Raw genomic sequence first — 24,751 nt, 5'->3', positions numbered from 1 at the left:
CATAGTTATGATTGTATCACAAGGAAATGTACAGAAAAATGTAGAAGTCTTGAGTGCGTCAGAAAATAAAAAAGATTGTGACGATCTTTACAAACTCAATCAATTTGTCTACGATATAGATACGATTACTTGGTATTTGAAAAGCAGGTGAAAGATGAAAAGGATCATGGTTGTAGGCGTGTCTGCAGGGGCAGGGAAATCAACTTTTGCTAGGAAGTTAGGAGAAAGATTACATATTCCAGTTTATCATTTGGATACTTTTTACTGGAAATCAAACTGGGTCGAGGCTTCTGAAATCGAATTTTATGAAGCTCAATTAAATCTAGTAAAACATGCATCATGGATCATTGAAGGTAATTATACTGGCACTCTTCACTTGCGTATGGAAGAAACAGATACGATCATCTACATCGAACGATCTTTACCAGTTTGTTTGTATCGTGTGTTGAAACGGTACCTTCAAAATAGAGGAAAAGTTCGTGAAGACCTTGGAGAAGGATGCATTGAAAAGTTAGATTGGCCTTTCATTAAGTTTATTGTGACAACTTACTTCAAACGAAAAGAAATGATGCAGGAACACTTTACCCATTTCTTAGCCGGAAAAGGCAGTAGAAAAGTAATTCAACTGAAAAACAAAAAGCAAATCAGAGATTTTTTTCAAACATAAGACTGATAAAACAAGTAGGAGGCTATTTATCAAATGGCAAAAGCATTAACAGGTAAAAAGGTCGTACTAACAGCATCTCGTAAAGTGGAGGAGATGAGTACATTAATTGAGAAGCAGGGCGGGGTACCGCTCGTTCGTTCAATGCAAGGAACCGTTTATGTGGCTGAAGAAAGTGTGATTGATGAGCTTAAAGCTGTGATTGAAAATGGAGTAGATTGGTTTGTACTAACAACGGGTATAGGAACAGAGAAGCTTCTTGAGCTTGCCGAAGGTGTGGGTTTAAAAGAGGACTTGCTTCAATTACTAGAGAAAACGAATATTGCAGCAAGAGGCTACAAAACAAAAAATGCTCTTAAAAAACATGGTCTTACGCCAACGATTAGTGATGATGACGGCACAACAACTGGATTAATTCGAGCAATGGAAGCAATAGACTTCAAAGGAAAAAAAGTCGCTGTCCAATTGCATGGGGTACCTTCTCCTAATTTACGTACGTTCTTTCAAGAGAAAGAAGCAGTATACGCAGAAGTACTTCCGTACCGTCATATTGCACCTGACGCGGCAGATGTTAAAAAGCTTTATCTTGAAATCATCGAACAACAAGTAGATGCTGTTTGCTTTACGACGGTCCTTCAAGTAAGAGCCTTGTTTGATTATGCAAGTTCCGTACAGTCTAGTAGTGAGCTTGCGACTTGTTTTAATGAAAAGGTACTAGCTGTCGCTGTTGGGAAGCTTACAGCTGAAGGCTTAACGGATGTTAAGGTGACAAGAATGGTTGTACCTGAGAGAGAACGGATGGGAACGATGATCATTGAGCTAGCAAAATATGTTGAAGCAAATGGTTAGTCCTTCATTTACAGAAGTGGTAACGTAAGAGTTGTACATAAAAAAGATATGGAAGGTGGTATGATCATGAAGAGGTTTGAGGCCTATATGGTTGACTTAGAAGATGGTAAAACAAAATTAGAGCGCAAACAACTTACTGTGGAAGATTTGGGTGAAGGGGAAGTAACGATTGAAGTCGCTTACTCCAGCGTTAATTACAAAGATGGCCTAGCAACTTTACCTAAGCAAATTATTCGTAACTATCCACTCATTCCGGGTATTGACCTTTCAGGAACAGTTGTTGAATCAACAGACTCTCGTTTTAAAGAGGGAGACGCGGTCATTGCGACTAGTTATGAAATTGGGGTTTCTCATCATGGTGGCTTTAGTGAAGTCGCTAAAGTTCCAGCTAAATGGGTAGTACCTTTACCTGATGGCCTATCGCTTAAAGAAGCGATGATTCTTGGTACAGCAGGCTTTACTGCTGCCCTATCTGTGCAAAAGTTAGAAGATCAAGGGATTACTCCGGATAGTGGACCTGTTCTTGTATCGGGAGCAACCGGTGGAGTAGGAAGTGTCGCTGTTGATATATTAGCAAGTCGTGGCTATGAGGTGCATGCAAGCACTGGGAAAGAAAGTGAACATGGTTATTTAAAAGAATTAGGTGCAACCGAAGTTCTGAAGCGTGATCAACTCACGCCAGAAGACAAGAAACCGTTACGTAAGGAACTTTATGCTGCAGCTGTCGATCCAGTGGGTGGTCAGACATTGGAATACATTATAAGTACCTTAAAATATGGTGGATCAGTTGCAACTAGTGGTCTTACAGGAGGAAATAAAGTAGAGACAACCGTCTTTCCATTTATTCTACGAGGGATCAACTGGCTAGGAGTCGATTCGGTCTATTGCCCAATGGACGTACGTGAGAAGATCTGGAAACGCCTAGCTTCAGATTACAAGCCACCTCATTTAACAGAAGGCATTGTCAATGAAATTAGTTTAGATGCATTACCTTCTGTGTTATCAAGCATATTAAAAGGGGAAGTACGCGGAAGAACAATCGTGAAATTGAAGTAAAGGATTCGCCTAAGCTCACTTCTCATAGAGAGCTTAGGCTCTTTTTTGCTAAGAAGGAGGAAGAATATTGACCTATAAAATACTACCTCGTACTTTTTATGATCAGCCGACGTTAGAATTGGCTCAATCATTGTTAGGGAAAACACTCGTCCATGAAACGAGTGAAGGTGTAACGGCAGGGTACATTGTAGAAACCGAAGCCTATAAAGGCCCGGATGACCAGGCTGCTCATAGCTTTAATAATCGCAGGACGAACCGAACGGAGATTATGTTTGGGGCAAACGGTCATTGCTATGCCCATGTCATGCATACGCATTGTTTAATTAATGTCGTAAGCGGAGGAGAAGGTTGTCCCGAAGGTGTGTTAATCCGGGCGGTCGAACCGATTGAAGGGATCCCGTTGATGTATAAAAGGCGTGAGAAAGCTAAAAGAGATAGAGATTTGACAAGCGGACCAGGCAAATTGACAAAAGCTTTAGCTATCACTAAAGAGGATTATGGGAAGGCATTTTGGGAACCACCTTTATATATTGCAGAAGGCCAGAAAGTTGTTCACGTTTCAACCGGACCACGCATTGGGATAGACAACAGCGGTGAGGCAAAAGATTACCCTTGGAGATTTTGGGAGACGGGTAATCCGTATGTATCCAAATAAAAAGCACAAGGGGAGAGTCCCTTGTGCTTATCTTAATTGTTGTGACTCTTTTGTTTTTGGTATTTCCACATCATATACCGATAGCGAATCGTACATCCAATGCAATAGCCGCTTAATGCAAGAGCTGCAGCCATCAAGACCATGCCGCTCATAATGAACATAAAACTAATAAACTGAAACATGAACCCTACTAAGGCTAGTCCTAAACAAATCGTTGCAATCCATTGATTAAAACGTTGCTGCTGTGAGTCTTCCTGTACGTAAGTCTTTAAAGGTTTTTTTAGTAAAGACTTGGCTATCTTCATCACCACATTATAATGAAAAGCTAATGCGACGACTCCTACTAGAAAAGGTAGTGCTAAAATCCAAGGTGATACGAGCCAGCCTAATAGAACCGTTATTATAAGAAAAATTTGATTTAATTGAACAAGCGGTTTAGGTATTCCCATTTATTTTTCCCTCCACGTAGATGATTCATTGTTGTTAAAGGAAGTATATCAGGGAATCTTTATAAAAGAAAGATTTAAACCTAGTAAGCTGATCGTTTATCTAGTCAATTGTAAAAAACAACCTCTCGTTACAGAAGTGAGTGGATGTTTATCGTTATTTTTCTTCTTTACATACTAGAAAAGGAAGAGCCTTTTGTTTGAGCGATAGACGTGTAGGGGTTTCTAAATAAATTTCTCCATCGATATCAATATCTTCAATCGGGCTGGTTTCGAGTTGAAGGGAAGCGGCTTGGATGAACTCAATCCCTTCCATTTCACCTGGCCATTCTGGAGATCTAGCTTTGTTGAACAAGTTTTTAAGTAAAGCAAGCCCTGCTTCACGGATGATATAAAGCTCGAGCTTTCCATCATCTAGTTTTGTTTGTTCATGGTATAAATTTGTTGTACCAAGAAAGGATCCATTCATGGCAAGAATCATCACAGCCTCATCTTGAACCGTCTTTCCATCCAATTGTAGAGAGTAGGAGAACGATTCTGCCGTTTGAAGGGATTGAATCGCACTTAGAAAATAGCTGAATTTACCAATACTACTTTTAAGATCGTCATTTGTCCCTTCAGAAGCTCTAGTAATCAGTCCTAATCCAAAGAAATTGGAAAATGCCCGTTCATTCACCAATCCGATATCTAAGGGTTGAACCGTGGCTTCTTTAAAGGCTTCACATGCTTGCTTCACTTTTAAAGGAATGTTAAGTGCTCGTGCAAAATCATTACACGTACCAGTAGGTAAAATAAAAATAGAAGGGGATCGTTCTAAATGAATCAAGCCATTCACAGCTTCATGAACGGTTCCATCACCGCCCATAATAATGACTAAATCAAAATGTTCGCCTCGTTCCCTACAAAGGCGCTCAGTATCCCCTCTTTCATTTGTCTTCATTAATGTGAATTCAGTTATATGTTGAGAAAGCCCAGCTACTGCTTCAGAAAGCAACGTTGCGATATCATTACTCCCTGCATTTCCATTATAGATAAGCATTGCCTTTTCATACATCTTAATCCCTCGTTTCAATGCTCTGTATACTGTTCTGTATTCCCTAAATAATCACATTCAACACTTCCTTTTAATTAGCAATACGTATGTGACATGAAAGCGGGCGTTTTGGTATAATACGTATGAAAAATGGACGGTCTACATGACGATGAAGGAGTTACACATGGATTTTACAATACAGTATTTATCATTTTTTGTTGTAAATGTAGAGGGCTCGGGTGAACAGGCAACAAAAGGCTATAAACATTATCAAACCCTTGATCACTCTGCTTATGAACAACATGCCCTAAAAGAGTTTTTAGATGGAGAACTAATGAAAGTGACGAAAAGAAAGGTCGAACAGAACCCAAAATCAGATCAAGTCCCAACTAAAATAGGACGTTTCATCGTCGAACCTGGATATGATTTAGATACGAATCCAAATTATAATCAGTTCAATCGAATACGACTCGCACAATCAACAGACGATTTTAAAAAAGAAAGCGAAGAATTAGTTCGTGCTTATATGGATACGAGTGCGATTCGAGGAGGAGCCTTACTTGTCATTCGAGCAAAACTCAATAAGTACATGGATGATCCTTTCGTCTTTGTTTTAAAATGTGATTTTGAACAAAAAGTAGCGAGTATTACGGATGAAAAGACGCTCATCAACCATGTTAACCGAGCAATCACGACAAAAAATATGAAGTCTATTCAATATCCTTACATGCCGGAAGAAGGAATGGTAGAAGAGTGGGAATTGAAAGTTCACCAATCATCACACGCGAGATACTTTGAAGACTTCTTAAAGTTCGTTGAATATAATAAGTCGATGCCAGAGCTTGTTAAGCATCAAATGATCGAATTGGCACAGCAGCATATCGCTGAAACGTATCAAGAAGCGAGTCCAGAACGTGAGCAGGAAGAAGAGTTTATAGAGGCTTGGTCCAATACGCCTGTTCGTGAAATGCAGGAGAAGTGGACACCAGAACAAGTGGTAGAAGCCTCTGCACCGATTGTCGAGCATCAACCAGAAATCGAGTTAAAACTGAAGCTAGACCATATTGAGGTGAAAGCGATGCTATCAGACTTTGGTGAGTCACTTCATATTGCGAAAGTGAACGGGAAGTATGTCATTGTCATTGAAGGCGATGCGTTTACGTTTGAGAAGGGGGTTTCACCTGTTGAATTTTTGAAGCCAGATGATTTAGAGGAAGTGTTGAAGAAGGTGGGGAGGTAGCTAGTTTTCCTGAAAAATAAAAGAAGTATGATAGAGACATGCACAAACCAAAACCCTTCCTTTTGAATAGTGTATAAAATAAAGATTAACCTTTTGTTCAAAAGGAGAGGGGCTTTAGTGGAATATACGTTCAAACTTCTTATTGCTGGCCTCAGCACAGTGGGAAGCTTTTTATTTGGAGGCTGGCCGGCATTATTGCAAGTTTTACTCATGTTTATTGTGATTGATTATGTGACGGGTTTAATTGCAGCAGCTTATAGTGGGAAGTTAAGTAGTAGAGTAGGGTTTAAAGGGATTGCAAAGAAAATCATTATGATCGCAATGGTCGCTGTCGCTTATGGGATCGACATTGTTCTTGGAGCGAGTAGCTTTTTTCGCGATGCGGTGATTTATTTTTACATCATCAATGAATTGATCTCTATTCTAGAAAACGCAGGGGAGGTAGGCTTACCGCTACCAAATGTATTGAAAGAAGCGATCGAGGTTCTGAAAAGAAAGGGAAACAGAGAGGACTAAAGACGTACCTCTGTAAATTAAAAAAGAGATGGATGCCCAAACGGCTCCCATCTCTTTTCATGATCCTATTTATCTTACTTGACCTGTACCTGAAATTTTCAACTTTGTCGTCGTTAGTGCTGGTAAGCCCATTGGCCCACGAGCGTGTAGCTTTTGAGTGGAGATTCCAATCTCAGCACCATATCCTAATGCACTACCATCTGTAAATCGAGTTGAAGCGTTATGGTAAACGGCTGCTGCATCTACTTGATTCAAGAATTGCTCTGCTACTTGTGCATCCTCAGTGATAATGGCCTCAGAATGCTTTGTACCGTATTGTTCAATATGGTTAATGGCTTCATCCACATCATCAACTAACTTTATAGCAAGATCGAGACTTAAATATTCCTCAGCCCAATCTTTTTCAGAGGCTTCGATGGCACCAGGAACAGCTTGGACGACTTCTTGATCGCCATGAACGGTAATACCAAACTCTTTGAATATCGAAATCAAAGTGTCTTTGTTCTTTGCAAACCATTCTTTATGAATTAAAACCGTTTCTAGTGCATTACATACTGCAGGACGATCTGTTTTCGCATTCGTAATAATAGCTAGTGCTTTTTCTAAGTCAGCATGTTTATCTACATACATGTGTACATTTCCAACACCAGTCTCAAGCACTGGAATCGTTGCTTTACGAACAACGGTTTCAATTAATGAGCCACCACCACGAGGGATAAGCACATCAATATATTGCTTCAATGTAAATAGCTGCTCTGTAGCTTCACGATCAGTACTTGCGATAAATTGTACTGCCTCAACTGAGATGCTTGTTTTCTCAAGAGCTTGATGAATGATGGAAATAATCGCTTTGTTTGAATGAAGGGCAGAAGAACCACCTTTTAAAATGATTGCATTACCCGATTTTAAAGCAATTCCTGTAGCATCAACTGTCACATTTGGTCTTGCTTCATAAATCATACCAATCACACCAAGAGGGACACGCTGGTTTTTTACATGTAATCCATTATCTAGTGTCCATTCCGTTACAACTTCTCCAACTGGGTCATCTAATTTCACAAGCTCTTTTAACCCATTAGCAAACTCAAAGACACGCTCTTTCGTGAGAAGAAGACGGTCCATATAGGCTTGATCGTATTCTTTCTCTCTACCTAATGCGAGATCCTTTTCATTTTCTTCCAATATAAAAGCGTAATTTTGTTCTAGCTCTTCAGCAATTATCAATAATGCTTCATTTTTTTCCTTCGTCGATAAAACACTTAAAGGTTTACTCGCTTTCTGGGCCTTTTTCGCTTGTTCTGCAACATTAATCTCAGTCATTGTCGTGTTACTCAAACGTATCCTCTCCCTTGAAATTAGTTAGCCATTACATTTGTGAGACATACAAATTCTTCTTGCTTAATCGCTTCACTATCAGTCACCTTAATGTCATCAGGAATTTCAGTTAACTTAAGTCTTCTAATTTTACGAAGCTGATCAGCAGAGTAATTAATAACTCCGCGTCCAACTTCTTCACCGTTCATATGACGAATCACAACAACATCCCCACAATCAAAACCTCCATTTACTTCACGCACTCCTTGTGGGAGGAGGTGACTTTGTTCTTGTGTAATGGCTACTCGTGCACCATCATCAATAATGACTTCGCCTTTTGCACCTGAATTGAACGCGATCCAATGTTGTCTAACATCGAGACCATCAAGTTCATCATTTGCCTTAAAATACGTCCCTCTTGCTTGATGGTTCACCGCATCATAAAGAATATTAGACTTGTTGGCATCACCTATAAACGTTTCAATCCCTGCAGCTAATGAAATCTTTACAGCTTCTATTTTAGAGCTCATGCCTCCTGTTCCAACGTCACTGCCAGAATCACCAGCCGCAGCTTCAATCTCTGGAGTGATCTCTTTGACTACTTCTAAAAGTTTAGCATCGGGATTTGTATTAGGATTATCATCATAAAGCCCATCAATATCTGATAAAATAAATAATTCATCTGCTTCAACAAGTCCAGCTACTTTAGCGGACAGCGTGTCATTATCGCCAAATTTTAGTTGTTTAATGGTGATCGTATCATTCTCGTTCACGATGGGTACAACGCCTCGTTCAAGTAAAACTTGAATCGTATTACGTGCATTCATGTATCTTTTTTGGTCAGAAAAATCACTACGCGTGATGAGAATTTGAGAAGCTGTGTATCCATGAGAATGAAATCTCTCAGAGTAAGCCTCCATTAATTGGCATTGTCCGATGGATGCTGCTGCTTGTTTTTCGGCAAGTTCAGTCGGTCGCTCAATAAAGCCAAGTTTACGGTAGCCTGCTGCGACCGCTCCAGAGGATACTAATACGACTTCATGCCCTTCTTCTTTAATAAGAGCAATTTCATCAACGAGACGTGCTAGTTTGCGTAAGCTAATTTCTCCATTACGACTTGTTAATGAACTACTTCCGATTTTTACTACGATGCGTTTTTTGTCTACCAATTTATTCACTCCAATATTTATAAAAATTAGCTTAGTGTTTTCTCAGGTAGTGTTGATAATTCTTTCGTAATGTCACGTGAGCGTTTTGCTGCTCCTTTAATACATTCAATCATAATGTCTTGATAATCGTTATCTTCAAGTACATTTAAACCAGCTTCTGTTGTACCACCAGGGCTTTTCACATTTAAATATAATTCGCGAGGGGACTGATCTGTTGATTTCATCAAATCAATCGCACCTTGCATCATTTGAATTATGACTTCTTTTCCTAAGTCTTTATCTAAATTTAGCTCCTCTAATGATTCATACATGCCTTCAACTAAATAATACATAAATGCAGGACCACTACCTGCAATAGCAGTAAGGCTATCAACATCATGTTCAGGTACTTGTTTAACCATCCCAACAGCTTCAAATAAGGATGAAGTCATCTCCATATCTTCCTCATTTGCATTGTCGCCCGCTGCGATCATGGTTGCTGAAGAGCCAACAGCAGCTGAAGTGTTTGGCATCACTCGTACAACGGGTGCGCTATGACCGAGTAAATTTGATATATATTCAGTCGTAATTCCAGCAAGAACCGATAGAAATAGTTGGTTTTTAGAAGTTAACGGTCGAATATCATTAACTGCATCCTTCACTCCAATCGGTTTCATCGCAAGAATAACGATATCTGCATTTTGTAAAACTTCTTCCTTACTAGTGCTCACTTGTACACCATACTTCTCACGTAGGTGATTAAGTCGATCATAATTAGAGCGGTTCGTGACATGAATCTGCTCGGCAGCTACTTTCTCTTGATGAATTAATCCTGAAAAAATAGCTTCTGCCATATTTCCGGCTCCAATAAAAGCGATCTTTTTTTGTTGTAGCACTCTATCATCTCCTAATGATTTTTATAGAACCAATCTTGCTTATCCGTTTTCCTCTAATGAATCTCACAAGTAATAATGCTATAGGATAAAGAGGTTGGTTTCAACCCTGATAGAACCTTATTTAATGGAATAAGAGACTATGAGGGGGTCTGTAACATGCATAGCACTCCTTAATACATACTCTTTTTAAAAATACTTAAAAAAGGTAAAGAATGATCCATTTCTCATTCCAGATTTATGTAAAAGTGAAAGTGATGTGTAGAAACCCTGAAATTTCAAGAGGAAGAAGGATGGAATGGTGTAATGGAGGACGGATATTGTATGTGGTAAAAAACAGTTGTGTTTAGTCAACCTTTAGAATTATCCAATATGATGAAACGAGGAGCTTGATTGAATAAATACTAAAAAACAATGCCCTTTTTTATTGATGCATGTACATCAGTCTTATCCTTGAATTTATTCAAACATACTTTATATCAAGGGGGTGAGAAAATGCGAAATAAACAAAAAAATATTAGAGAGATTTTGGACGCATTAAGCAGAATAAATCTTCCTGGTTTGTATCGTCCGAATAATGAAGGGGGGACACGAGGAAGCTGCTCAAATTATTGTTCAAATGTGTGCAGCACACTTTATCCGTTTCAGTTTAATCAATGTTTTAATGATTGCATAGCTTGTCAAAGTGCAACCATTTCTGAGACAGATGAATCCTTACTAGATGAAGATGAAAAGTAATCAGTAAAAAAGTTTGAAGCTATTGGCTTCAAACTTTTTGCTTTTTATAAACGAAGTGCGAAGGAACCCTTGAATAGAAGCTCTCAGTTAATTTGTTTACTGAGAAGAAATACGATAAATCGCTTTATCGGTATGTACTTGAACGTCTTTTCCTTCTCCTTGGAATTGAAAAGAATCATCAACCGGAATTTCAAAACAATCTTCTGGTAAAGGACTATCTTTTTCATCACCATGAACTTGTCCAGTACCGTGTAAAATAATTTCTTTATTAGGAATGTAATCGTCGATCGAAGCTTGCTCAGACTCTCTTAGTGAAACAGAATCAAGTTGGATAGAAACGAGGTCAATATCCATTACCTCCTTCATACCAGTTTCGTGTTCACCTTTTTGAATAGAAAGGGTATTTCCTTTTTGCTTATCCAGCCAAGAAGAAAATTGGTCAATCATAGTACTCATTAGTAATCAGCCTCCACAATAAGATTTATAACCCTTAGTATGATTTTCTTTAGTACTTTTTATGATTAATTCGTTAAGGTGAAGAATTTAAACACTACCCTGTAATTTGCTGAAAAGGAAAAAAAGTGACTCATCCAAGACTGAGTCACTCTAAGAAAGATATTCTTTTAGAACATCATCATTCCATTACCAGTCGGAGCAAAGCTGCTTACCTTTTCACAGTCAACAACTCTAAAGAACGGGGCTCCACCGAATATTGCCGTTAATAAAGCTTCAGTAAGGTCAGGTAATAGAGCTAGTAATAGCGCTAATAATGCCGCTACGTCTGCGAGGCCAAGCGCTGCTAGAATCTCAGCCAATGTAAGTGGTGTAAATTGTAAAGTTACACAGCAATTTTTCTTAGGACATCCGACAAGCTGGATGTTACTTACTAACACTTTATTGCCTAAGATGTGAGCTACGATGTTAGGGATGGTTATTTCAGTTGTATACTCAGTATCGCGAATTGTGACACTACTAAAACTTGCCATTCCGAATTTCTTTGCAAAGTGACAGAAACACCCTTCACATTTTGTCTTCTCTTTCTTCTCCTTCGCAGGTTTCTTAAACGAACGTTTTTCTTCAACTGGCCCACATCCACAGTGAGACACAGATTGCGTTCTAAAATAACTCATTTTATTTCCTCCTATTATAGTGAATTCCCTTTTCATTAGGGTTACTATACTCTATGTGAGTGGGGTAAAATGGTATGGGTGAGTGGCTAGTACAAGTAAAAACAGGCTAATTAACGTTATAATGTGCCTATCACTGCTAGATTGCAGCCCTATCTAACACATTTAGACAATCGACAGCAGATGTCGTCCGTTCTCGTCGAATTATGCGCTTCCCCGGGAAATTCATGATATCTTTTCGGAAATACAAGAAAGAAGGGACATCAGTATGACAACAAAACTTTATTATCAATCAGCCTATACGAAGACATTTGAAGCGTCTGTTTTAAAACAAGATCAAGATGAGCAGGGTGTATATATCGTGCTTGATCAAACCGTGTTTTACCCAACTGGTGGGGGACAGCCAAGTGATACCGGTCTATTAAATAATCAAACGATTACCCAAGTTGAAGAAGTGGAAGGGGAAATACGGCATTATCTTGAAGGGGCGCTTCCTCGAGATGTACATACGATTAGTGGCGAGATCAATTGGTCTAGAAGGTTTGATCATATGCAGCAGCATACTGGTCAACATATTCTTTCAGCAGCTTTTGCAGAGTTATTCGGATATGAAACAGTAGGGTTTCATTTAGGTACTGATGAAGTCACCATTGATTTAGCGATTGACGAGCTAACGAAAGAAAAAGCAGATCAAGCAGTGGAGTTAGCTAATCAAATTATTGCTGAGAACAGGGGTATCGAAACAAAATGGGTGAGTGAAGAGGAGGCCGCTTCTTATCCTTTACGAAAAAAACTTTCTGTAAGTGGTGATATCAGGCTTGTGATCATACCTGACTTCGATTATAACGGTTGCGGTGGTACACATCCGAAACAAACGTTAGAAGTTCAAGGCATCTCGATTATTGGCTGGGAAAAGCAGCGTAAGAATATCCGTGTGAGTTTTGTTTGTGGGAATCGGATTGTAGAGCTTTTCAATAAACAAAATGAAGTGTTAAAACAGTTAGCTCAAGTATTACATGCACCAATGGAGAAGTTACCTCACGCTGCCACAAACTTGCTTTCAAGACAACAGAGAACTGACAAAGAAAATGTAGAATTAAAACAAGAGCTATTAACATATGAAGCTAGTGAATTAACCAATCTTAGTGAAACAGTGAGCAACAAACCTTTCGTTTTTCAAAGTTTTCAGGACCGTCCGATTAAAGACATGCAGCAGTTGGCACGAATGATTGTGGACAAAAAGGGAAATGGCATCGTCTTTTTAGTATCTGAATCAGCTGATAAACGGCAACTCGTCCTAGCTTGTGGACAAGAACTAGAGGACATGAATGCCAGCGTTTTATTAAAAGAATTATTAACTGAAATCGATGGTCGAGGTGGGGGAAATCAAACGCTTGCGCAAGGTGGAGGAAAAAAGAATGGGTCCGTCGAATATTTAGTTGAACGTATAAAAAGAAGGATCATGTAAGAAGGAGAAGACTGCGAATGTCGTAGTCTTTTTCTTGTTTCAGAAGTAAAGAGATTATTTACTATCGCATAAGAAGGTACGTTCTGCTATGATAGAGAGTGGATTTTTACGCGAAGAATTTAAGCAAGTGGAAATTGTTAATAGAGGAGATAAAGAATTGATTAGAACATTACCATTTACGATATCAAAAACCGAAAATTTCTTTGATCAATTAGGAGATTATGTAGGGGATGTTTTTTATGACATCTTACCAGATAAAGGCTATGAGCTGCGTGATGAGCAAATTTTTATGGCATTCCAAGTCGAGCAAGCGTTCAAGCAGAAGAAAACGATTTATGCCGAAGCTGGGGTAGGAACAGGTAAAACATTTGTTTATTTGCTTTATGCCATTTGTTACGCACGCTACATGCGTAAACCAGCGATTATTTCCTGTGCCGATGAAACGTTAATTGAGCAACTGGTTAAAGAGGGCGGAGACATTGAAAAGCTTCAAAAAGCATTAGGCCTTCAAGTAGATGTAAGACTCGCCAAGGCACGCGAGCAATATGTTTGTATGAAAAAGCTAGATCCGTTATCAAATAAAACGGATGATGAAGATATTTTACGTGTTCACGATGAAATTCCTAACTTCGTCTATGATAACGCAACGTCGATGAATTCGTTTAAAAGCTACGGAGACCGTAAAGAATACCCGTGGGTACCTAATGAAAAGTGGGAGCAGATTGCTTGGGATCCGCTACAGCAATGCTCGACCTGTGATTGGCGCCATCGTTGTGGTCAAACACTGAATCGCGACTATTACCGACATGCAGGAGACTTAATCATTTGTTCTCATGATTTTTATATGGAGCATGTCTGGACAAAAGAATCAAGAAAACGTGAAGGGCAATTACCTCTTTTACCAGAGGCAAGTTGTGTTGTCTTTGATGAAGGGCACTTACTGGAGTTTGCTGCACAAAAAGCATTAACCTATCGTTTTCACTCAGAGACATTAACGACGGTTTTGACTGGTTATATGAACCAAGATGTGCGAGAAGAATCTCTTTATGCAATTGAAGAATTGCTCTCTCTACATGATGAGTGGTTTGATATTCTTCGAGATACAGCGGTACAAGTGGAGGGATCGCAAAGACGTGAAGTCCCTCGTACAAAAGAAATGCAACTACTGGCTAAGAAAATGGATAAGCAAGTGCAGATCATCCTTGAACAACTAGTTTTTGATTCTGAATTATTTGTACTAGAAGATTATCACGTTAAAATGATCGAGGAGTACCTTGAGTTTTTCTCTTATGGACTAGCTATCCTGCTAAAAGAAGATGAAGGGATTTTCTGGCTTGAAGAAAATGCATCCGAAACGTCATTTGTCATTATGCCTAGGCTTGTAGAAGATATTTTGAAAAAAGAAGTGTTCTCGCAATCTATTCCATTTATCTTCTCATCCGCAACGTTATCAAGAAACAAAGATTTCTCATACATGTCAAACAGTTTAGGGATTGAGGAAGCCCTATCTTTCTCAGTCGAATCTCCATTTGATTATGATAAGCAAATGAAGATTATCGGTCATGTCGATCAAAGTGAGGAACAGAAATGGAGCCAGTTTGCTGAGGCGCTTCAAGTTAATGGAGGACGTTCACTGATCTTATTCTCATCCGTTGAAGAAATGAATCGTTTTAGATCATGGTCAAATAGCCATAGCTTCTCATTCCCAATGATCTATGAAGGGGACGGGGAAATTAGTGAAGCGGTGAAAGAGTTCCAACATAATGAAACAGCCGTTTTATGTTCCTATCATTTATGGGAAGGGTTAGATGTCCCAGGAACTTCGTTAACTCAAGTGCTCATTTCATCGTTACCGTTTCCGCCACAAGATCCAGTCTTCAAAGCGAAACGAATGCATGCCTCAAATCCGTTAGAAGAAATTGATGCGCCTTATATGTTACTAAGACTGCGCCAAGGGATTGGCCGATTAATACGTAGTAGTGAAGACAAGGGTATTGTGCAACTATGGCTAACTCAGCAGGAAAAAGAAATGCATAAAGCCAATATTCAGCAGGTGTTACCGGTTTCAATTGATTGGAAATAAACGAGGGCCACGCAAATTGCGTGGCTTTTTTTCACAAAGAGTTGACAGTGCATAGAATGTGCATTATGATTATCTTAAATTCAAGATAAAAACGGCTAGAAAAGACCAATTTTTAAAGGTGATATCTTAAATTTAAAAATAAGTTAAGATATTTTTTTGCCTGTATATCTTGGATTTAAGATAATGAATAAGTTTAAGAGATAAGGAAAAAGTAAGACGAAGTATGCTTGTCTCAGTTTGAAACGTAACGAAATGACAATCACTGGGGTGAGAAAAATGGGATTTTTAGAAAAATTATTTGGAAAACCAACACAAAAGGAGAATGATACCATGTCAAACGTAAAAGTAGCTATCATCTATTACAGTTCAACAGGTACAAATTACACATTAGCAAAGTGGGCAGAAGAAGGCGCAAAGGCATCTGGTGCTGAAGTTAAAGTATTGAAGATTCCTGAACTTGCACCACAAGCAGCGATTGATTCAAACCCAGCTTGGAAGGCTCATGTTGAAGACACGAAAGATGTTCCTGAAGTAACACTTGATGATCTTGAGTGGGCTGATGCCTTTATTTTCAGTGTACCAACTCGTTTTGGTAACATTCCAGGCCAAGTAAAACAATTCCTCGATACAACAGGTGGGCTTTGGTTTAACGGGAAGCTTGTTAATAAAGTTGCAAGTGCAATGAGTTCTGCTTCAAATGCCCATGGTGGGCAAGAAGCAACGATCTTAGCTCTTTATACTACAATGCATCACTGGGGTACCATTATTGCTTCCCCAGGTTACACAGATCCAGTTACATTCACTTCAGGTGGAAACCCATATGGAACGAGTGTAACAGTGGATCAAGAAGGTAAGATGCAAGAAAACGTTGAAGAAGCGGTAAAACACCAAGCAAAACGTACGATCGACATTGCTTCATTAATTAAAAGAGGGAACGAATAAGTCATTTTAGAAGGTCAGAGGATCATGACTCTGGCCTTTTTTAGTTGTTAATAATTAATTTCACTTACCGTATTTAATTTATTTTCGAAAAAATAACAACAAATAAGAAACTAAAAAAAGACAACCAACATAAGTTGATTGTCCTGTAAATTCAGTATTTTATTCTTCATTTTGTCTAGTTGTTTGGAATGGGAGTGTATCCCAGAAGCTCGTATCAACTGTATCAATGGAACCATCAGCAATCGCTTTTACAGTGGAGTCAAGTGTGTTAACGGTTTGTCTAATAAGATAGCCGTTGCTTTTTTGACCTAAAATAGCGGTTGGATTCGTGTGGTCACTCATTCCGCGCATTTCAAAAAGCAGAGTTGCGATATCGTAACGAAGGGCAATACCGTTTCTACCAATGTTGTCTCCAGCACCACCATTATACTTTCCAAGGTGTCCCCAGCCTTTCGATTCGATTTCGTGGAAAACAACAGCTCCAAGTTTTTTTGAATCTTCTACAATCGTAGGATCGACATTAGGGTTTGTTGGGTAAAGAATCGATCCAGATACCAACTTCCCATCACGTTCACTTTGTGTTCCTTGATGATGAAGATCAATTAAATAGTCAATCTCGTATTTTTCAAATACATTTTCATAAAGGGCACGAGCTTCAGGCTCCATGTCTTCAATCGGTTTATTATGCTCGCGATTAAGGTCAACGTTATTTGCATTTGTACGAGTAAGGTGACGATCACCACTTGCAATGTAGTCATCCGTTGAAAAATTGACATCACCCATCGCGCCATCAGCATTTAACATAGGGATCACGAGGATATTTACGTTATCTAAGACAGATTTCGATTTCCCTGTACCAAGATGTTTAATAAACTCCATTGCTCCTTCTGTTGTCAACTGTTCATTTCCATGTTGCTGAGTAAGGAAGAGAATCGTTGGATTAGACTCATCTGAAATGTACTTTGCCATGTAAATGTCACGGCCTTTAACCGTTTCACCAATGACTTCAAGCTCTAAGGCTTGTTGTCTTGCTTCTTGCTTTTCAAGGTAATCTACTAGTTCTTCATATGTAGTAAGGATAGAAGTTTGAATCGATTCGTTCCCATTGTAATTAGGTCCGTTCCCCACAGCACCAACTGATAACCCCGTTGTTGCTAGTGCTCCAAAAGTCATAACACCTGATAAGGATAAAGCGAGCATTGTCTTCGTAATCTTCTTCATCAAATTCCTCCTTTAGGTAATTGTGGTTCTCTTTCAAGAAAATAACTATACTCTAATATTAAAGTAAAAAGAATAATCTGTTAATAAGGAAGAAAGACTGTTTTGAGACACGAAATAAAAAGGAGGAATGAACTAAATGAAGGAGGATGTTTAGGGTAGTTCGATCCGAAATAACGAAGAATATAGGTTGAAAGTACCTAATGTATAAGTGTGCTAATATATCACTGGAATAATAATCATTTTAATAGATTATATTAATAAAAAAGACCTACAAGTGCTTTGTAAAGACCAGCATTCGTGAGAGCTTTTCTTCATATGGATAGAGAAAAAAAGGATTTCTCGATTTTTTCAGGAATGTATAGAGGTAAAGAATGATAGAGAGAGTGTGGTGAAGAGATGTTTAATGAGCCGATGAAACGCCAAGAGCTGTTTGAGTCGATTATTGAAAGTATAGATGAAGCGATCCACGTCGTAGATGCAAATGGAATCACAATTTTCTACAATAAAGTAGCCGCTAAAAATGATGGAATCTCGATTGATGATGCCCTAGGAAAACATGTTTTAGACGTTTTTCCCTCTCTAAATAAAGAGAATAGTACCTTGCTAAAAGTAATCAAAAATGGAACCCCTATCTATCAACAGCATCAATCCTTTACGAATATCCGAGGTCAATTAATCGACACGGTTAATACGACCGTCCCTATCTATTCAGGCGACACATTAATTGGAGCGGTAGAGGTTGCGAAGGATCTATCCACAGTAAAGCAGCTATCTCAAAAGCTAATTGACCTTCAATCCTCCGTTCATAAACAAACCAAACCTGTTGCATCTTCTGGAGCGACGTTTAAATGGGATGACATTATTACAGAAGATCCTAAAATGATTGAGATGATAAATTTGGCACAAAAAGCGGCCACTACTTCATCTCCAATTATGGTATTCGGGGAAACTGGTACGGGAAAAGAATTATTTGTGCACGCGATTCATCAGCACTCTAATCGCAGAAAGGAATCATTGATTGCTCAAAATTGTGCATCTCTTCCTTCAACTTTATTAGAGAGTATGCTATTTGGCACAAAAAAAGGGTCCTACACAGGTGCAGTCGATCGTGCAGGGTTAATTGAATTGGCTCACGGTGGAACGTTATTTTTAGATGAATTAAATACGATGCCTCTTGATTTTCAAAGTAAGCTGCTCCGTGTTCTTGAAGATGGAATGATCAGGAGACTTGGCGGAGCAGAGAGCTATCACACAGACGTGCGAATCATTGTTGCATTAAATGAACATCCAATCCAATGCATGGAAAAAGGGGTTTTAAGACGCGATTTATACTACCGCTTAAATGTATGTTTTATCGAAATCCCACCTTTACGCGAAAGACGGGGCGATATCCCGCTATTGATCGAACATTTTAGAAAGAAGTTCAATTATAAATTTCATATATTAGTCATGAAGGTGGAGGATGACGTCATTGAACATTTAAAAGAATATTCATGGCCTGGTAATATCCGTGAGCTTGAACATGCTATTGAATATGCTGTAATGATGACTGACGGAGATACCATTACGTTGGAGCATCTCCCTACTTATTTGAAAGTAGAAAAACAATCTACTATTCCACATTCTCTCATTCAATCACAAAAGAAACGCCTATCATTACGTGAGACACTTGAATATACTGAAAGAGCATTAATAAAAGAAGCGATCCGAGAATCAAAAGGAAATGTGATGCACGCAGCAAAATTACTAGACATTCCAAGACAAACTCTTCAGTACAAGCTTTCTAAATTAAAAATAACGATTGAGGAGTGTTCAGTTATATGAGTAATCATTCAACGATAAAAAAACCATCCTTTTCTCTTGAATTAGTATTAGATGATTTTAATAAGAGAGTACGGGTCGAATCATTTCGTGGCAATGTAATGGATCTTGTCATGTATTTACACGAAACAGTTTCTGCAAGTATGTATGAAAAAGTCATTGTTCAAGCACGCTCAAGTCAGTGGGAAGAGTTAATGAAGCAAGGCTTTGAACTAGAGGGACATTTACGAGGATTTTTCAATGGTAGTGATGGATTTGTGATGTCGTACTATTATAACGATGAGCGCAGAACAAGTTCTCATTGGAGTGTGGAACAAGAAATTTTGCAAAATGTGCAACGAAAGCATATTAAGCCAATTAAGCGAGATCTTCCTTTGCAATACCAGATGAGAAAGGCAACGGTTGATGATGCAGAAGCACTAGCTCACCTTTATAAAGCTGTATTCCCTGTTTATCCAACACCAATGAATGAGGTCAAATACATTCGGAAAATAATTGAAAGTGGAAATGTTTTTTGTGTGACCGAATATGAGGGAGAGGTTGTTAGTTCAGCTTCTGCTGATTTAAATAAACTCCTTCATCATGCAGAACTGACTGATTGTGCGACCTTGCCGGAACATCGCTCACATGGATTAATGAAACATCTATTAATCAAACTGGAAGAAGAACTCCTATCAATGGGTTTTTACTGTGCCTTTTCTTTAGCAAGAGCAAGGTCGTTCGGTATGAATGATGCCTTTTACCAATTAGGCTACTCTTACGGAGGAAGGCTAACGAATAATTGCTATATCTTTGAAGACCTTGAAGATATGAATGTGTGGGTAAAAGACTTATCTAAATAATGAATGAATACGAGCTGCCGAATAATTAGTCGCTTGCTAATTATTCGGCAGCTCTTTTCTGTTGTTTGATGAGAGTTGTGCCGAATTATTGGCATTAATAGCATTAATGTCATTTGAGCATCGAATGGATGATGCTAAGTATTAATTGATTAAACCCTTATTCTATCAGCCTATATAGAAAATATTTTCTCATTATGCACATTTGGCACGTTCCTTGCTTTTAATACTAGTGAGTAGCAAAAGGGGGAGATCATATGTGGAATGATTTATACAAGCCAGATCGTCATTGGAGCGAGATTAGTTTATGGAGTGATGTAAAAGAGGAACAATGGAACGATTGGATTTGGCAACTCACCAATACCATACGAACACTTGATGACTTGAAAGAAGTGATTAACCTTACACCGGAAGAAGAGGAAGGTGTTCGGATATCGACGAAAACGATTCCGTTAAATATAACACCCTATTATGCAGCATTAATGAATCCAGATGATCCGAGATGTCCAATTCGAATGCAATCTGTTCCAGTAGGGGAAGAAATTCATAAAACGATATATGACATGGAAGATCCATTAGAGGAAGATGAAGATTCTCCAGTACCAGGGTTGACGCATCGTTATCCTGACCGTGTGTTGTTTCTCGTGACGAATCAATGCTCGATGTATTGTCGTTACTGTACAAGAAGACGGTTTTCTGGACAAATAGGGATGGGTGTACCGAAAAAACAATTAGATGGTGCGATTGCCTACATTCGCGAGACACCTGAAGTTCGTGATGTTTTAATCTCCGGTGGTGATGGTTTATTAATTAATGACACCATTCTTGAATATATATTAAAGAACTTACGTGAGATTCCTCATGTAGAGATCATTCGAATTGGAACTCGGGCACCGGTCGTATTCCCGCAACGAATAACTGAAAATTTGTGCAATATTTTAAAGAAGTATCATCCCGTATGGTTAAATACCCATTTCAATACGTCAATTGAGATCACAGAAGAATCAAAGAAAGCCTGTGAAATGCTTGTAAACTCGGGCGTTCCGGTCGGTAACCAAGCAGTTATTTTAGCTGGGATTAATGATAGTGTACCGATTATGAAAAAGCTGTGCCAAGATCTCGTCAAAATTCGAGTTCGTCCGTATTACATTTATCAATGTGATCTCTCTGAAGGAATCGGGCATTTCAGAGCACCTGTTTCAAAAGGACTTGAAATCATCGAAGGTCTTAGAGGACATACATCTGGCTACAGTGTGCCAACCTTCGTCGTTGATGCCCCACATGGCGGTGGAAAAATTACGCTTCAACCGAACTATATGATTTCTCAAAGTCCAGATAAAGTCGTCCTTAGAAATTTTGAAGGGGTGATTACAACATATCCTGAGCCAGAGAAGTATGAGGCCGGACGTGCAGATGATTACTTTAACAGTATCTATCCAGATACAGCGAAAAAGCACACTAATGTAGGGATTGCTGCATTATTAAATGATAATCAATCAACCTTAACCCCAAAAACACTAGAACGTCATAAGCGTCGTGAAAACTATCAATCCACCGGAGAACACAGTACGTTAAAAGATAAACGAGAAAAACGCGATCAACTAAAAGAAAAGAAATACCAAGCCGAATTAAAAAAGAACACGGTGAAAGAGGAAGAGAACGAAAAGGAGGCTTAAATTATGCAATGTCAATGGTGCGAGGAGGAGAGTGCCCGGATATCACAATCGACTGTTTATTGGGAATTGCCAGATGGTACGCGAGCAATTGAAATTACAGAAACACCAACGATTACATGTGATATTTGTGGGATGTTATATCAAGAAGAGTCTTTGATCGATGAATTAGAAGACCATCTTATGCTTATTAATACAAAAACTCTTCCTAAATGCATGACCTATCAAGCTTTAATGGCAGAGCCTAAACTTCTAAAGCGAAACTATTTTCGTTTTTAATGCCTGACAAGAAGAAGGGGGTGGGATGGATGGAACGCTCCTATGTGATTAAGCCGTTATTAAACGAAGCGTATCCAATGATTTCTCACGGCAAGGGAATCTATTTGTATGATACAGACGGAAAGGCTTATATCGATGCCTCTTCAGGTGCGGTTACTGCAAGCATTGGGCATGGGATAAGTGAAGTGATTGAGGCGATGAATGAGCAAGCGAATCAAGTATCGTTTGTTTATCGTTCACAATTTACGTCAAAAGCCGTTGAAGATCTTGCTTTTGAGTTAAACAAGTTGATCGATGCTGATGAAGATTATCATACCTTTTTTGTGAATAGTGGTTCTGAGGCTACGGAGACGGCTATGAAAATCGCTATTCAACATTTTCAAGAAAAAGGACAGCATCAAAAGAACAAAGTTATCTCGCGCTGGACCAGTTATCACGGTATCACGTTAGGGGCGCTCTCCTTATCAGGTCATAAGAAAAGACGCGAACGGTTTGTTCCATTATTACATGACTATCCAGTCGCCCCGCCCCCGTCCTGTTATCGATGCCCATTTAACGAAAGCTTTCCTGGATGCCAGCTTAAATGCGCTGATGAATTAAATGTGGTCATTGAAAAAATGGGTGCTGAGCATATTGCTGCGTTTATTGCTGAACCAATAATTGGTGCAGCGGGAGGCGCGATTGTTCCGCCTCGTGGCTATTATGAGCGAATAAAAGAAATTTGTGAAAAACACGAGATTTTATTGATTGCAGATGAGGTGATGACTGGACTTGGCCGTACAGGTGAAGCCCTAGGAATGGATCATTGGAAAGTGAAACCAGATATTTTAGCTCTAGGGAAGGGGTTAAGTGCAGGATACACGCCTCTTGCTGCAACGATGTGTAGTGAGTCTGTACTAGAGCCAATTAAGAACGGTTCAAACTTCATCATGAGTGGTCATACCTTTAGTGCCAACCCGCAATCAGCCGCAACAGCACTTGCTGTTCTTTATTATTTGAAAAAGCATGGTCTCGTACAGAAATCCAAGACTAACGGCGCGTACTTGAAAAGACAACTGAAAACGTTATTTAACCAATTTGACTTTATCGGCGATGTGAGGGGTCTTGGCATGATGGTGGGCATAGAGTTTGTTCGAAATCGAGCTTCAAAAGATCCATTTCCTTCACCAACTTTCTTAACAAATAAGCTTGTGAAAAAAGCGCAAGAGAATGGCTTGTTGATTTACCCGGCCTCTACAGCAAGACCTCAAGGGGATGGTGATGCTGTGATTATCGCTCCGCCTCTCATCTCTACAAAAGAAGAAGTCGATCAGATCGTTGAGCTTCTAAAGAAGACATTAAAGGAGATTCAGGCCGAACTTAACTAGTTTTAAAGAGGGGAGGAGTGTGCATGCTTCAGAAAAAATCATTAAATAAGGTAGGGCAAATAGAGGATGCATTAGCTGTCATTCATGATGGTTCGACGGTAATGTTTGGTGGGTTTGGTGGAATTGGCAACCCACCAACCCTCATCAAAGGAATCGTAGAAAAAGGCGTGAAGGACCTAACGTTAATTGGAAATGATACCGCCTTTCCGAACATTGGAATTGGACAATTAATTAAACATAAACAAGCAAAAAAGATCATTGCTTCTCATATCGGTTCTAATCCACTAGCCGGGCAGCAAATGGTGGATGGAGAGCTTGAGGTTGAATTTTCCCCTCAGGGAACGTTAGCAGAACGAATCCGAGCAGGGGGAGTCGGGATCCCTGCTTTTTTAACGGATGTTGGGATTGGAAGTATGGTTGAGGAAGGAAAAGAGAAAGTCGTCCTTAACGATAAAGAATATTTACTCGAAACAGCCTTACGAGCTGATGTATCGATTGTTTATGCCAAAAAAGCTGATCGGTTTGGGAATTTAATTTATGAAACGAGTGCCAGAAATACAAATCCATTAGTAGCAATGGCAGGGACATTCACAATCGCTGAGGTTGAAGAGATCGTCGAAATGGGTGAGCTAGATCCCACAGAAATTATTACACCTGGTATTTTTGTCGATCTCATCATTCAGAGTAAAGGGGTGGATTGGCAATGGGTATGGGAGTAGATATACGAAATCAAATGGCTAAGCGAGCAGCACTGGAAATTAAGTCAGGCATGATTGTGAATTTAGGAATAGGGATACCCTCGCTCGTTGCTAACCATGTCTCTGAAGAAATAGACGTTCTCTTCCATGCTGAAAATGGTGTACTCGGAATGGGACCATCTCCTGGTAAAGGGGCTGAAGATGCCACTTTATGTAATGCTGCAGGATACCCAGTCACAACGGTTAGAGGAGCTTCTTATTTTGATAGTGCGATCGCGTTTGGAATGATTCGTTCAGGATACTTAGATATGACTTTTCTTGGAGGGCTTGAAGTGAGTGCAAAGGGAGATTTGGCTAATTGGATCGTACCAGGGAAGCGAGTACCCGGTATAGGTGGAGCAATGGAGCTTGCCCAAAAAGCAAAAAAAGTGGTCGTCTTAATGAATCATACAAGTAAAGACGGTCAACCGAAAATTGTCCAAGAGTGCACCTTTCCCCTGACAGCCAAACAATGTGTATCCCTAATTATTACCGATATGGCTGTAATTGAAGTAACGGATGATGGGCTCCTATTAAAAGAGGTGATTTCCCCACATACTATACAAGATGTGCTTGATGCAACAGGTGTCGAGCTCTTGGTAGGTGAAACGATAAAGACGATTGAAACGTGAAGGGAGGAAC

General features: G+C 39.3%; 25 protein-coding genes. 17 read left to right on the top strand and 8 right to left on the bottom strand.

Annotation, left to right across the window (positions count from 1 at the left end; all coding sequences use genetic code 11):
• Nucleotides 1–154: 154 nt before the first annotated feature.
• The 4 genes from RYX56_RS04735 (at nt 155) to RYX56_RS04720 (ending at nt 3,224) form a co-directional block, all read left to right on the top strand.
• Nucleotides 155–667, top strand: coding sequence for a P-loop NTPase family protein (locus tag RYX56_RS04735; protein ID WP_317120982.1), 513 nt, complete (start codon nt 155–157; stop codon nt 665–667).
• A gap of 33 nt (nt 668–700) precedes the next feature.
• Nucleotides 701–1,513: a uroporphyrinogen-III synthase gene (locus RYX56_RS04730; RefSeq protein WP_317120981.1), complete on the top strand. Its 813-nt coding sequence runs from the start codon at nt 701–703 to the stop codon at nt 1,511–1,513.
• 66 nt (nt 1,514–1,579) lie between these two features.
• Complete coding sequence (locus RYX56_RS04725; RefSeq protein ID WP_317120980.1) at nt 1,580–2,569, top strand: acrylyl-CoA reductase family protein; 990 nt, start codon at nt 1,580–1,582, stop codon at nt 2,567–2,569.
• A gap of 67 nt (nt 2,570–2,636) precedes the next feature.
• Nucleotides 2,637–3,224 (top strand): DNA-3-methyladenine glycosylase, encoded by a 588-nt coding sequence (locus tag RYX56_RS04720; RefSeq protein ID WP_317120979.1) that lies wholly within the window; start codon nt 2,637–2,639, stop codon nt 3,222–3,224.
• 32 nt (nt 3,225–3,256) lie between these two features.
• On the opposite strand, the gene RYX56_RS04715 is transcribed toward RYX56_RS04720, so the two are convergent.
• A complete protein-coding gene (locus RYX56_RS04715) occupies nt 3,257–3,673 on the bottom strand; it encodes a DUF4395 domain-containing protein (protein WP_317120978.1) in 417 nt (138 codons plus the stop codon).
• A 154-nt stretch (nt 3,674–3,827) separates the two neighbouring features.
• Entirely contained in the window at nt 3,828–4,724 is an 897-nt protein-coding gene (locus tag RYX56_RS04710) for a diacylglycerol/lipid kinase family protein (protein ID WP_317120977.1), read from the bottom strand.
• 163 nt (nt 4,725–4,887) lie between these two features.
• Here RYX56_RS04710 and RYX56_RS04705 point away from each other — a divergent pair, with 163 nt between their 5' ends.
• Together RYX56_RS04705 and RYX56_RS04700 are read left to right on the top strand one after the other, a co-directional pair.
• The gene (locus tag RYX56_RS04705; RefSeq protein WP_317120976.1) at nt 4,888–5,943 is read left to right on the top strand and encodes a DUF3900 domain-containing protein; all 1,056 of its coding nucleotides are present in this window, start codon (nt 4,888–4,890) and stop codon (nt 5,941–5,943) included.
• A 117-nt stretch (nt 5,944–6,060) separates the two neighbouring features.
• The gene (locus RYX56_RS04700; RefSeq protein ID WP_317120975.1) at nt 6,061–6,459 is read left to right on the top strand and encodes a phage holin family protein; all 399 of its coding nucleotides are present in this window, start codon (nt 6,061–6,063) and stop codon (nt 6,457–6,459) included.
• 69 nt (nt 6,460–6,528) lie between these two features.
• On the opposite strand, the gene RYX56_RS04695 is transcribed toward RYX56_RS04700, so the two are convergent.
• The 3 genes from RYX56_RS04695 to proC are packed head-to-tail and all read right to left on the bottom strand — an operon-like array spanning nt 6,529 to nt 9,817.
• A complete protein-coding gene (locus tag RYX56_RS04695) occupies nt 6,529–7,779 on the bottom strand; it encodes a glutamate-5-semialdehyde dehydrogenase (RefSeq protein WP_317121308.1) in 1,251 nt (416 codons plus the stop codon).
• Nucleotides 7,780–7,814: 35 nt separating this feature from the next.
• The gene (gene proB / locus RYX56_RS04690; RefSeq protein ID WP_439108453.1) at nt 7,815–8,951 is read right to left on the bottom strand and encodes a glutamate 5-kinase; all 1,137 of its coding nucleotides are present in this window, start codon (nt 8,949–8,951) and stop codon (nt 7,815–7,817) included.
• 17 nt (nt 8,952–8,968) lie between these two features.
• Nucleotides 8,969–9,817, bottom strand: coding sequence for a pyrroline-5-carboxylate reductase (gene proC, locus RYX56_RS04685; RefSeq protein ID WP_317120973.1), 849 nt, complete (start codon nt 9,815–9,817; stop codon nt 8,969–8,971).
• A gap of 492 nt (nt 9,818–10,309) precedes the next feature.
• On the opposite strand from proC, the gene RYX56_RS04680 reads away from it, so the two are divergent.
• Nucleotides 10,310–10,552 carry a hypothetical protein gene (locus RYX56_RS04680; protein WP_317120972.1) on the top strand — a complete coding sequence of 81 codons (243 nt, stop codon included), beginning with the start codon at nt 10,310–10,312 and terminating at the stop codon, nt 10,550–10,552.
• A gap of 96 nt (nt 10,553–10,648) precedes the next feature.
• Here the strand turns inward: RYX56_RS04680 and ymzB are convergent, their stop codons facing one another.
• On the bottom strand, nt 10,649–11,008 hold the full coding sequence (gene ymzB / locus RYX56_RS04675) for a protein YmzB (RefSeq protein ID WP_317120971.1): 360 nt from the start codon (nt 11,006–11,008) through the stop codon (nt 10,649–10,651).
• Between the two features lie 167 nt (nt 11,009–11,175).
• Complete coding sequence (locus RYX56_RS04670; protein ID WP_317120970.1) at nt 11,176–11,682, bottom strand: hypothetical protein; 507 nt, start codon at nt 11,680–11,682, stop codon at nt 11,176–11,178.
• A 265-nt stretch (nt 11,683–11,947) separates the two neighbouring features.
• On the opposite strand from RYX56_RS04670, the gene RYX56_RS04665 reads away from it, so the two are divergent.
• The 3 genes from RYX56_RS04665 to wrbA all read left to right on the top strand — a co-directional run bounded on the left by RYX56_RS04665 (nt 11,948) and on the right by wrbA (nt 16,172).
• Nucleotides 11,948–13,147, top strand: a complete 1,200-nt coding sequence (locus tag RYX56_RS04665; RefSeq protein WP_317120969.1) for an alanyl-tRNA editing protein — start codon at nt 11,948–11,950, stop codon at nt 13,145–13,147.
• A 157-nt stretch (nt 13,148–13,304) separates the two neighbouring features.
• A complete protein-coding gene (locus RYX56_RS04660) occupies nt 13,305–15,230 on the top strand; it encodes an ATP-dependent DNA helicase (RefSeq protein WP_317121307.1) in 1,926 nt (641 codons plus the stop codon).
• A gap of 276 nt (nt 15,231–15,506) precedes the next feature.
• The gene (gene wrbA / locus RYX56_RS04655; RefSeq protein ID WP_317120968.1) at nt 15,507–16,172 is read left to right on the top strand and encodes an NAD(P)H:quinone oxidoreductase; all 666 of its coding nucleotides are present in this window, start codon (nt 15,507–15,509) and stop codon (nt 16,170–16,172) included.
• A 159-nt stretch (nt 16,173–16,331) separates the two neighbouring features.
• On the opposite strand, the gene RYX56_RS04650 is transcribed toward wrbA, so the two are convergent.
• Nucleotides 16,332–17,393 carry a M14 family zinc carboxypeptidase gene (locus RYX56_RS04650; RefSeq protein ID WP_317120967.1) on the bottom strand — a complete coding sequence of 354 codons (1,062 nt, stop codon included), beginning with the start codon at nt 17,391–17,393 and terminating at the stop codon, nt 16,332–16,334.
• A 396-nt stretch (nt 17,394–17,789) separates the two neighbouring features.
• Here RYX56_RS04650 and RYX56_RS04645 point away from each other — a divergent pair, with 396 nt between their 5' ends.
• From RYX56_RS04645 to RYX56_RS04615, 7 genes are all read left to right on the top strand, one after another.
• The gene (locus tag RYX56_RS04645; RefSeq protein ID WP_317120966.1) at nt 17,790–19,217 is read left to right on the top strand and encodes a sigma-54 interaction domain-containing protein; all 1,428 of its coding nucleotides are present in this window, start codon (nt 17,790–17,792) and stop codon (nt 19,215–19,217) included.
• Nucleotides 19,214–20,056 carry a putative beta-lysine N-acetyltransferase gene (gene ablB, locus RYX56_RS04640; protein ID WP_317120965.1) on the top strand — a complete coding sequence of 281 codons (843 nt, stop codon included), beginning with the start codon at nt 19,214–19,216 and terminating at the stop codon, nt 20,054–20,056. The genes RYX56_RS04645 and ablB overlap by 4 nt, the downstream gene beginning before the upstream one ends.
• A 254-nt stretch (nt 20,057–20,310) precedes the next feature.
• Nucleotides 20,311–21,729: a lysine 2,3-aminomutase gene (gene kamA, locus RYX56_RS04635; RefSeq protein WP_317120964.1), complete on the top strand. Its 1,419-nt coding sequence runs from the start codon at nt 20,311–20,313 to the stop codon at nt 21,727–21,729.
• A gap of 3 nt (nt 21,730–21,732) precedes the next feature.
• Complete coding sequence (locus tag RYX56_RS04630) at nt 21,733–22,005, top strand: YokU family protein (protein ID WP_317120963.1); 273 nt, start codon at nt 21,733–21,735, stop codon at nt 22,003–22,005.
• A 29-nt stretch (nt 22,006–22,034) separates the two neighbouring features.
• Nucleotides 22,035–23,372 (top strand): aspartate aminotransferase family protein, encoded by a 1,338-nt coding sequence (locus RYX56_RS04625; RefSeq protein WP_317120962.1) that lies wholly within the window; start codon nt 22,035–22,037, stop codon nt 23,370–23,372.
• A 23-nt stretch (nt 23,373–23,395) separates the two neighbouring features.
• Nucleotides 23,396–24,091, top strand: a complete 696-nt coding sequence (locus RYX56_RS04620; RefSeq protein WP_317120961.1) for a CoA transferase subunit A — start codon at nt 23,396–23,398, stop codon at nt 24,089–24,091.
• Nucleotides 24,076–24,741: a 3-oxoacid CoA-transferase subunit B gene (locus RYX56_RS04615; protein ID WP_317120960.1), complete on the top strand. Its 666-nt coding sequence runs from the start codon at nt 24,076–24,078 to the stop codon at nt 24,739–24,741. Before RYX56_RS04620 ends, RYX56_RS04615 begins: the two co-directional genes overlap by 16 nt.
• Nucleotides 24,742–24,751 lie beyond the last annotated feature (10 nt).

Origin of the sequence: Alkalihalophilus lindianensis (assembly GCF_032843265.1) — a bacterium.
GTDB lineage: Bacteria > Bacillota > Bacilli > Bacillales > Bacillaceae_D > Alkalihalophilus > Alkalihalophilus lindianensis.
The sequence above is the reverse complement of the archived record's forward strand: the minus strand, read 5'-3'. Positions and strand labels throughout refer to the sequence as shown.

Bases quoted from the DNA above. Each gene is read 5' to 3' on its own strand.
- RYX56_RS04735 (WP_317120982.1), top strand. From the start codon at position 155: ATGAAAAGGATCATGGTTGTAGGCGTGTCTGCAGGGGCAGGGAAATCA.
- RYX56_RS04730 (WP_317120981.1), top strand. From the start codon at position 701: ATGGCAAAAGCATTAACAGGTAAAAAGGTCGTACTAACAGCATCTCGT.
- RYX56_RS04725 (WP_317120980.1), top strand. From the start codon at position 1,580: ATGAAGAGGTTTGAGGCCTATATGGTTGACTTAGAAGATGGTAAAACA.
- RYX56_RS04715 (WP_317120978.1), bottom strand. From the start codon at position 3,673: ATGGGAATACCTAAACCGCTTGTTCAATTAAATCAAATTTTTCTTATA.
- RYX56_RS04710 (WP_317120977.1), bottom strand. From the start codon at position 4,724: ATGTATGAAAAGGCAATGCTTATCTATAATGGAAATGCAGGGAGTAAT.
- RYX56_RS04705 (WP_317120976.1), top strand. From the start codon at position 4,888: ATGGATTTTACAATACAGTATTTATCATTTTTTGTTGTAAATGTAGAG.
- RYX56_RS04695 (WP_317121308.1), bottom strand. From the start codon at position 7,779: ATGACTGAGATTAATGTTGCAGAACAAGCGAAAAAGGCCCAGAAAGCG.
- RYX56_RS04680 (WP_317120972.1), top strand. From the start codon at position 10,310: ATGCGAAATAAACAAAAAAATATTAGAGAGATTTTGGACGCATTAAGC.
- ymzB (WP_317120971.1), bottom strand. From the start codon at position 11,008: ATGAGTACTATGATTGACCAATTTTCTTCTTGGCTGGATAAGCAAAAA.
- RYX56_RS04670 (WP_317120970.1), bottom strand. From the start codon at position 11,682: ATGAGTTATTTTAGAACGCAATCTGTGTCTCACTGTGGATGTGGGCCA.
- RYX56_RS04665 (WP_317120969.1), top strand. From the start codon at position 11,948: ATGACAACAAAACTTTATTATCAATCAGCCTATACGAAGACATTTGAA.
- wrbA (WP_317120968.1), top strand. From the start codon at position 15,507: ATGGGATTTTTAGAAAAATTATTTGGAAAACCAACACAAAAGGAGAAT.
- RYX56_RS04650 (WP_317120967.1), bottom strand. From the start codon at position 17,393: ATGAAGAAGATTACGAAGACAATGCTCGCTTTATCCTTATCAGGTGTT.
- RYX56_RS04645 (WP_317120966.1), top strand. From the start codon at position 17,790: ATGTTTAATGAGCCGATGAAACGCCAAGAGCTGTTTGAGTCGATTATT.
- ablB (WP_317120965.1), top strand. From the start codon at position 19,214: ATGAGTAATCATTCAACGATAAAAAAACCATCCTTTTCTCTTGAATTA.
- kamA (WP_317120964.1), top strand. From the start codon at position 20,311: ATGTGGAATGATTTATACAAGCCAGATCGTCATTGGAGCGAGATTAGT.
- RYX56_RS04630 (WP_317120963.1), top strand. From the start codon at position 21,733: ATGCAATGTCAATGGTGCGAGGAGGAGAGTGCCCGGATATCACAATCG.
- RYX56_RS04625 (WP_317120962.1), top strand. From the start codon at position 22,035: ATGGAACGCTCCTATGTGATTAAGCCGTTATTAAACGAAGCGTATCCA.
- RYX56_RS04620 (WP_317120961.1), top strand. From the start codon at position 23,396: ATGCTTCAGAAAAAATCATTAAATAAGGTAGGGCAAATAGAGGATGCA.
- RYX56_RS04615 (WP_317120960.1), top strand. From the start codon at position 24,076: ATGGGTATGGGAGTAGATATACGAAATCAAATGGCTAAGCGAGCAGCA.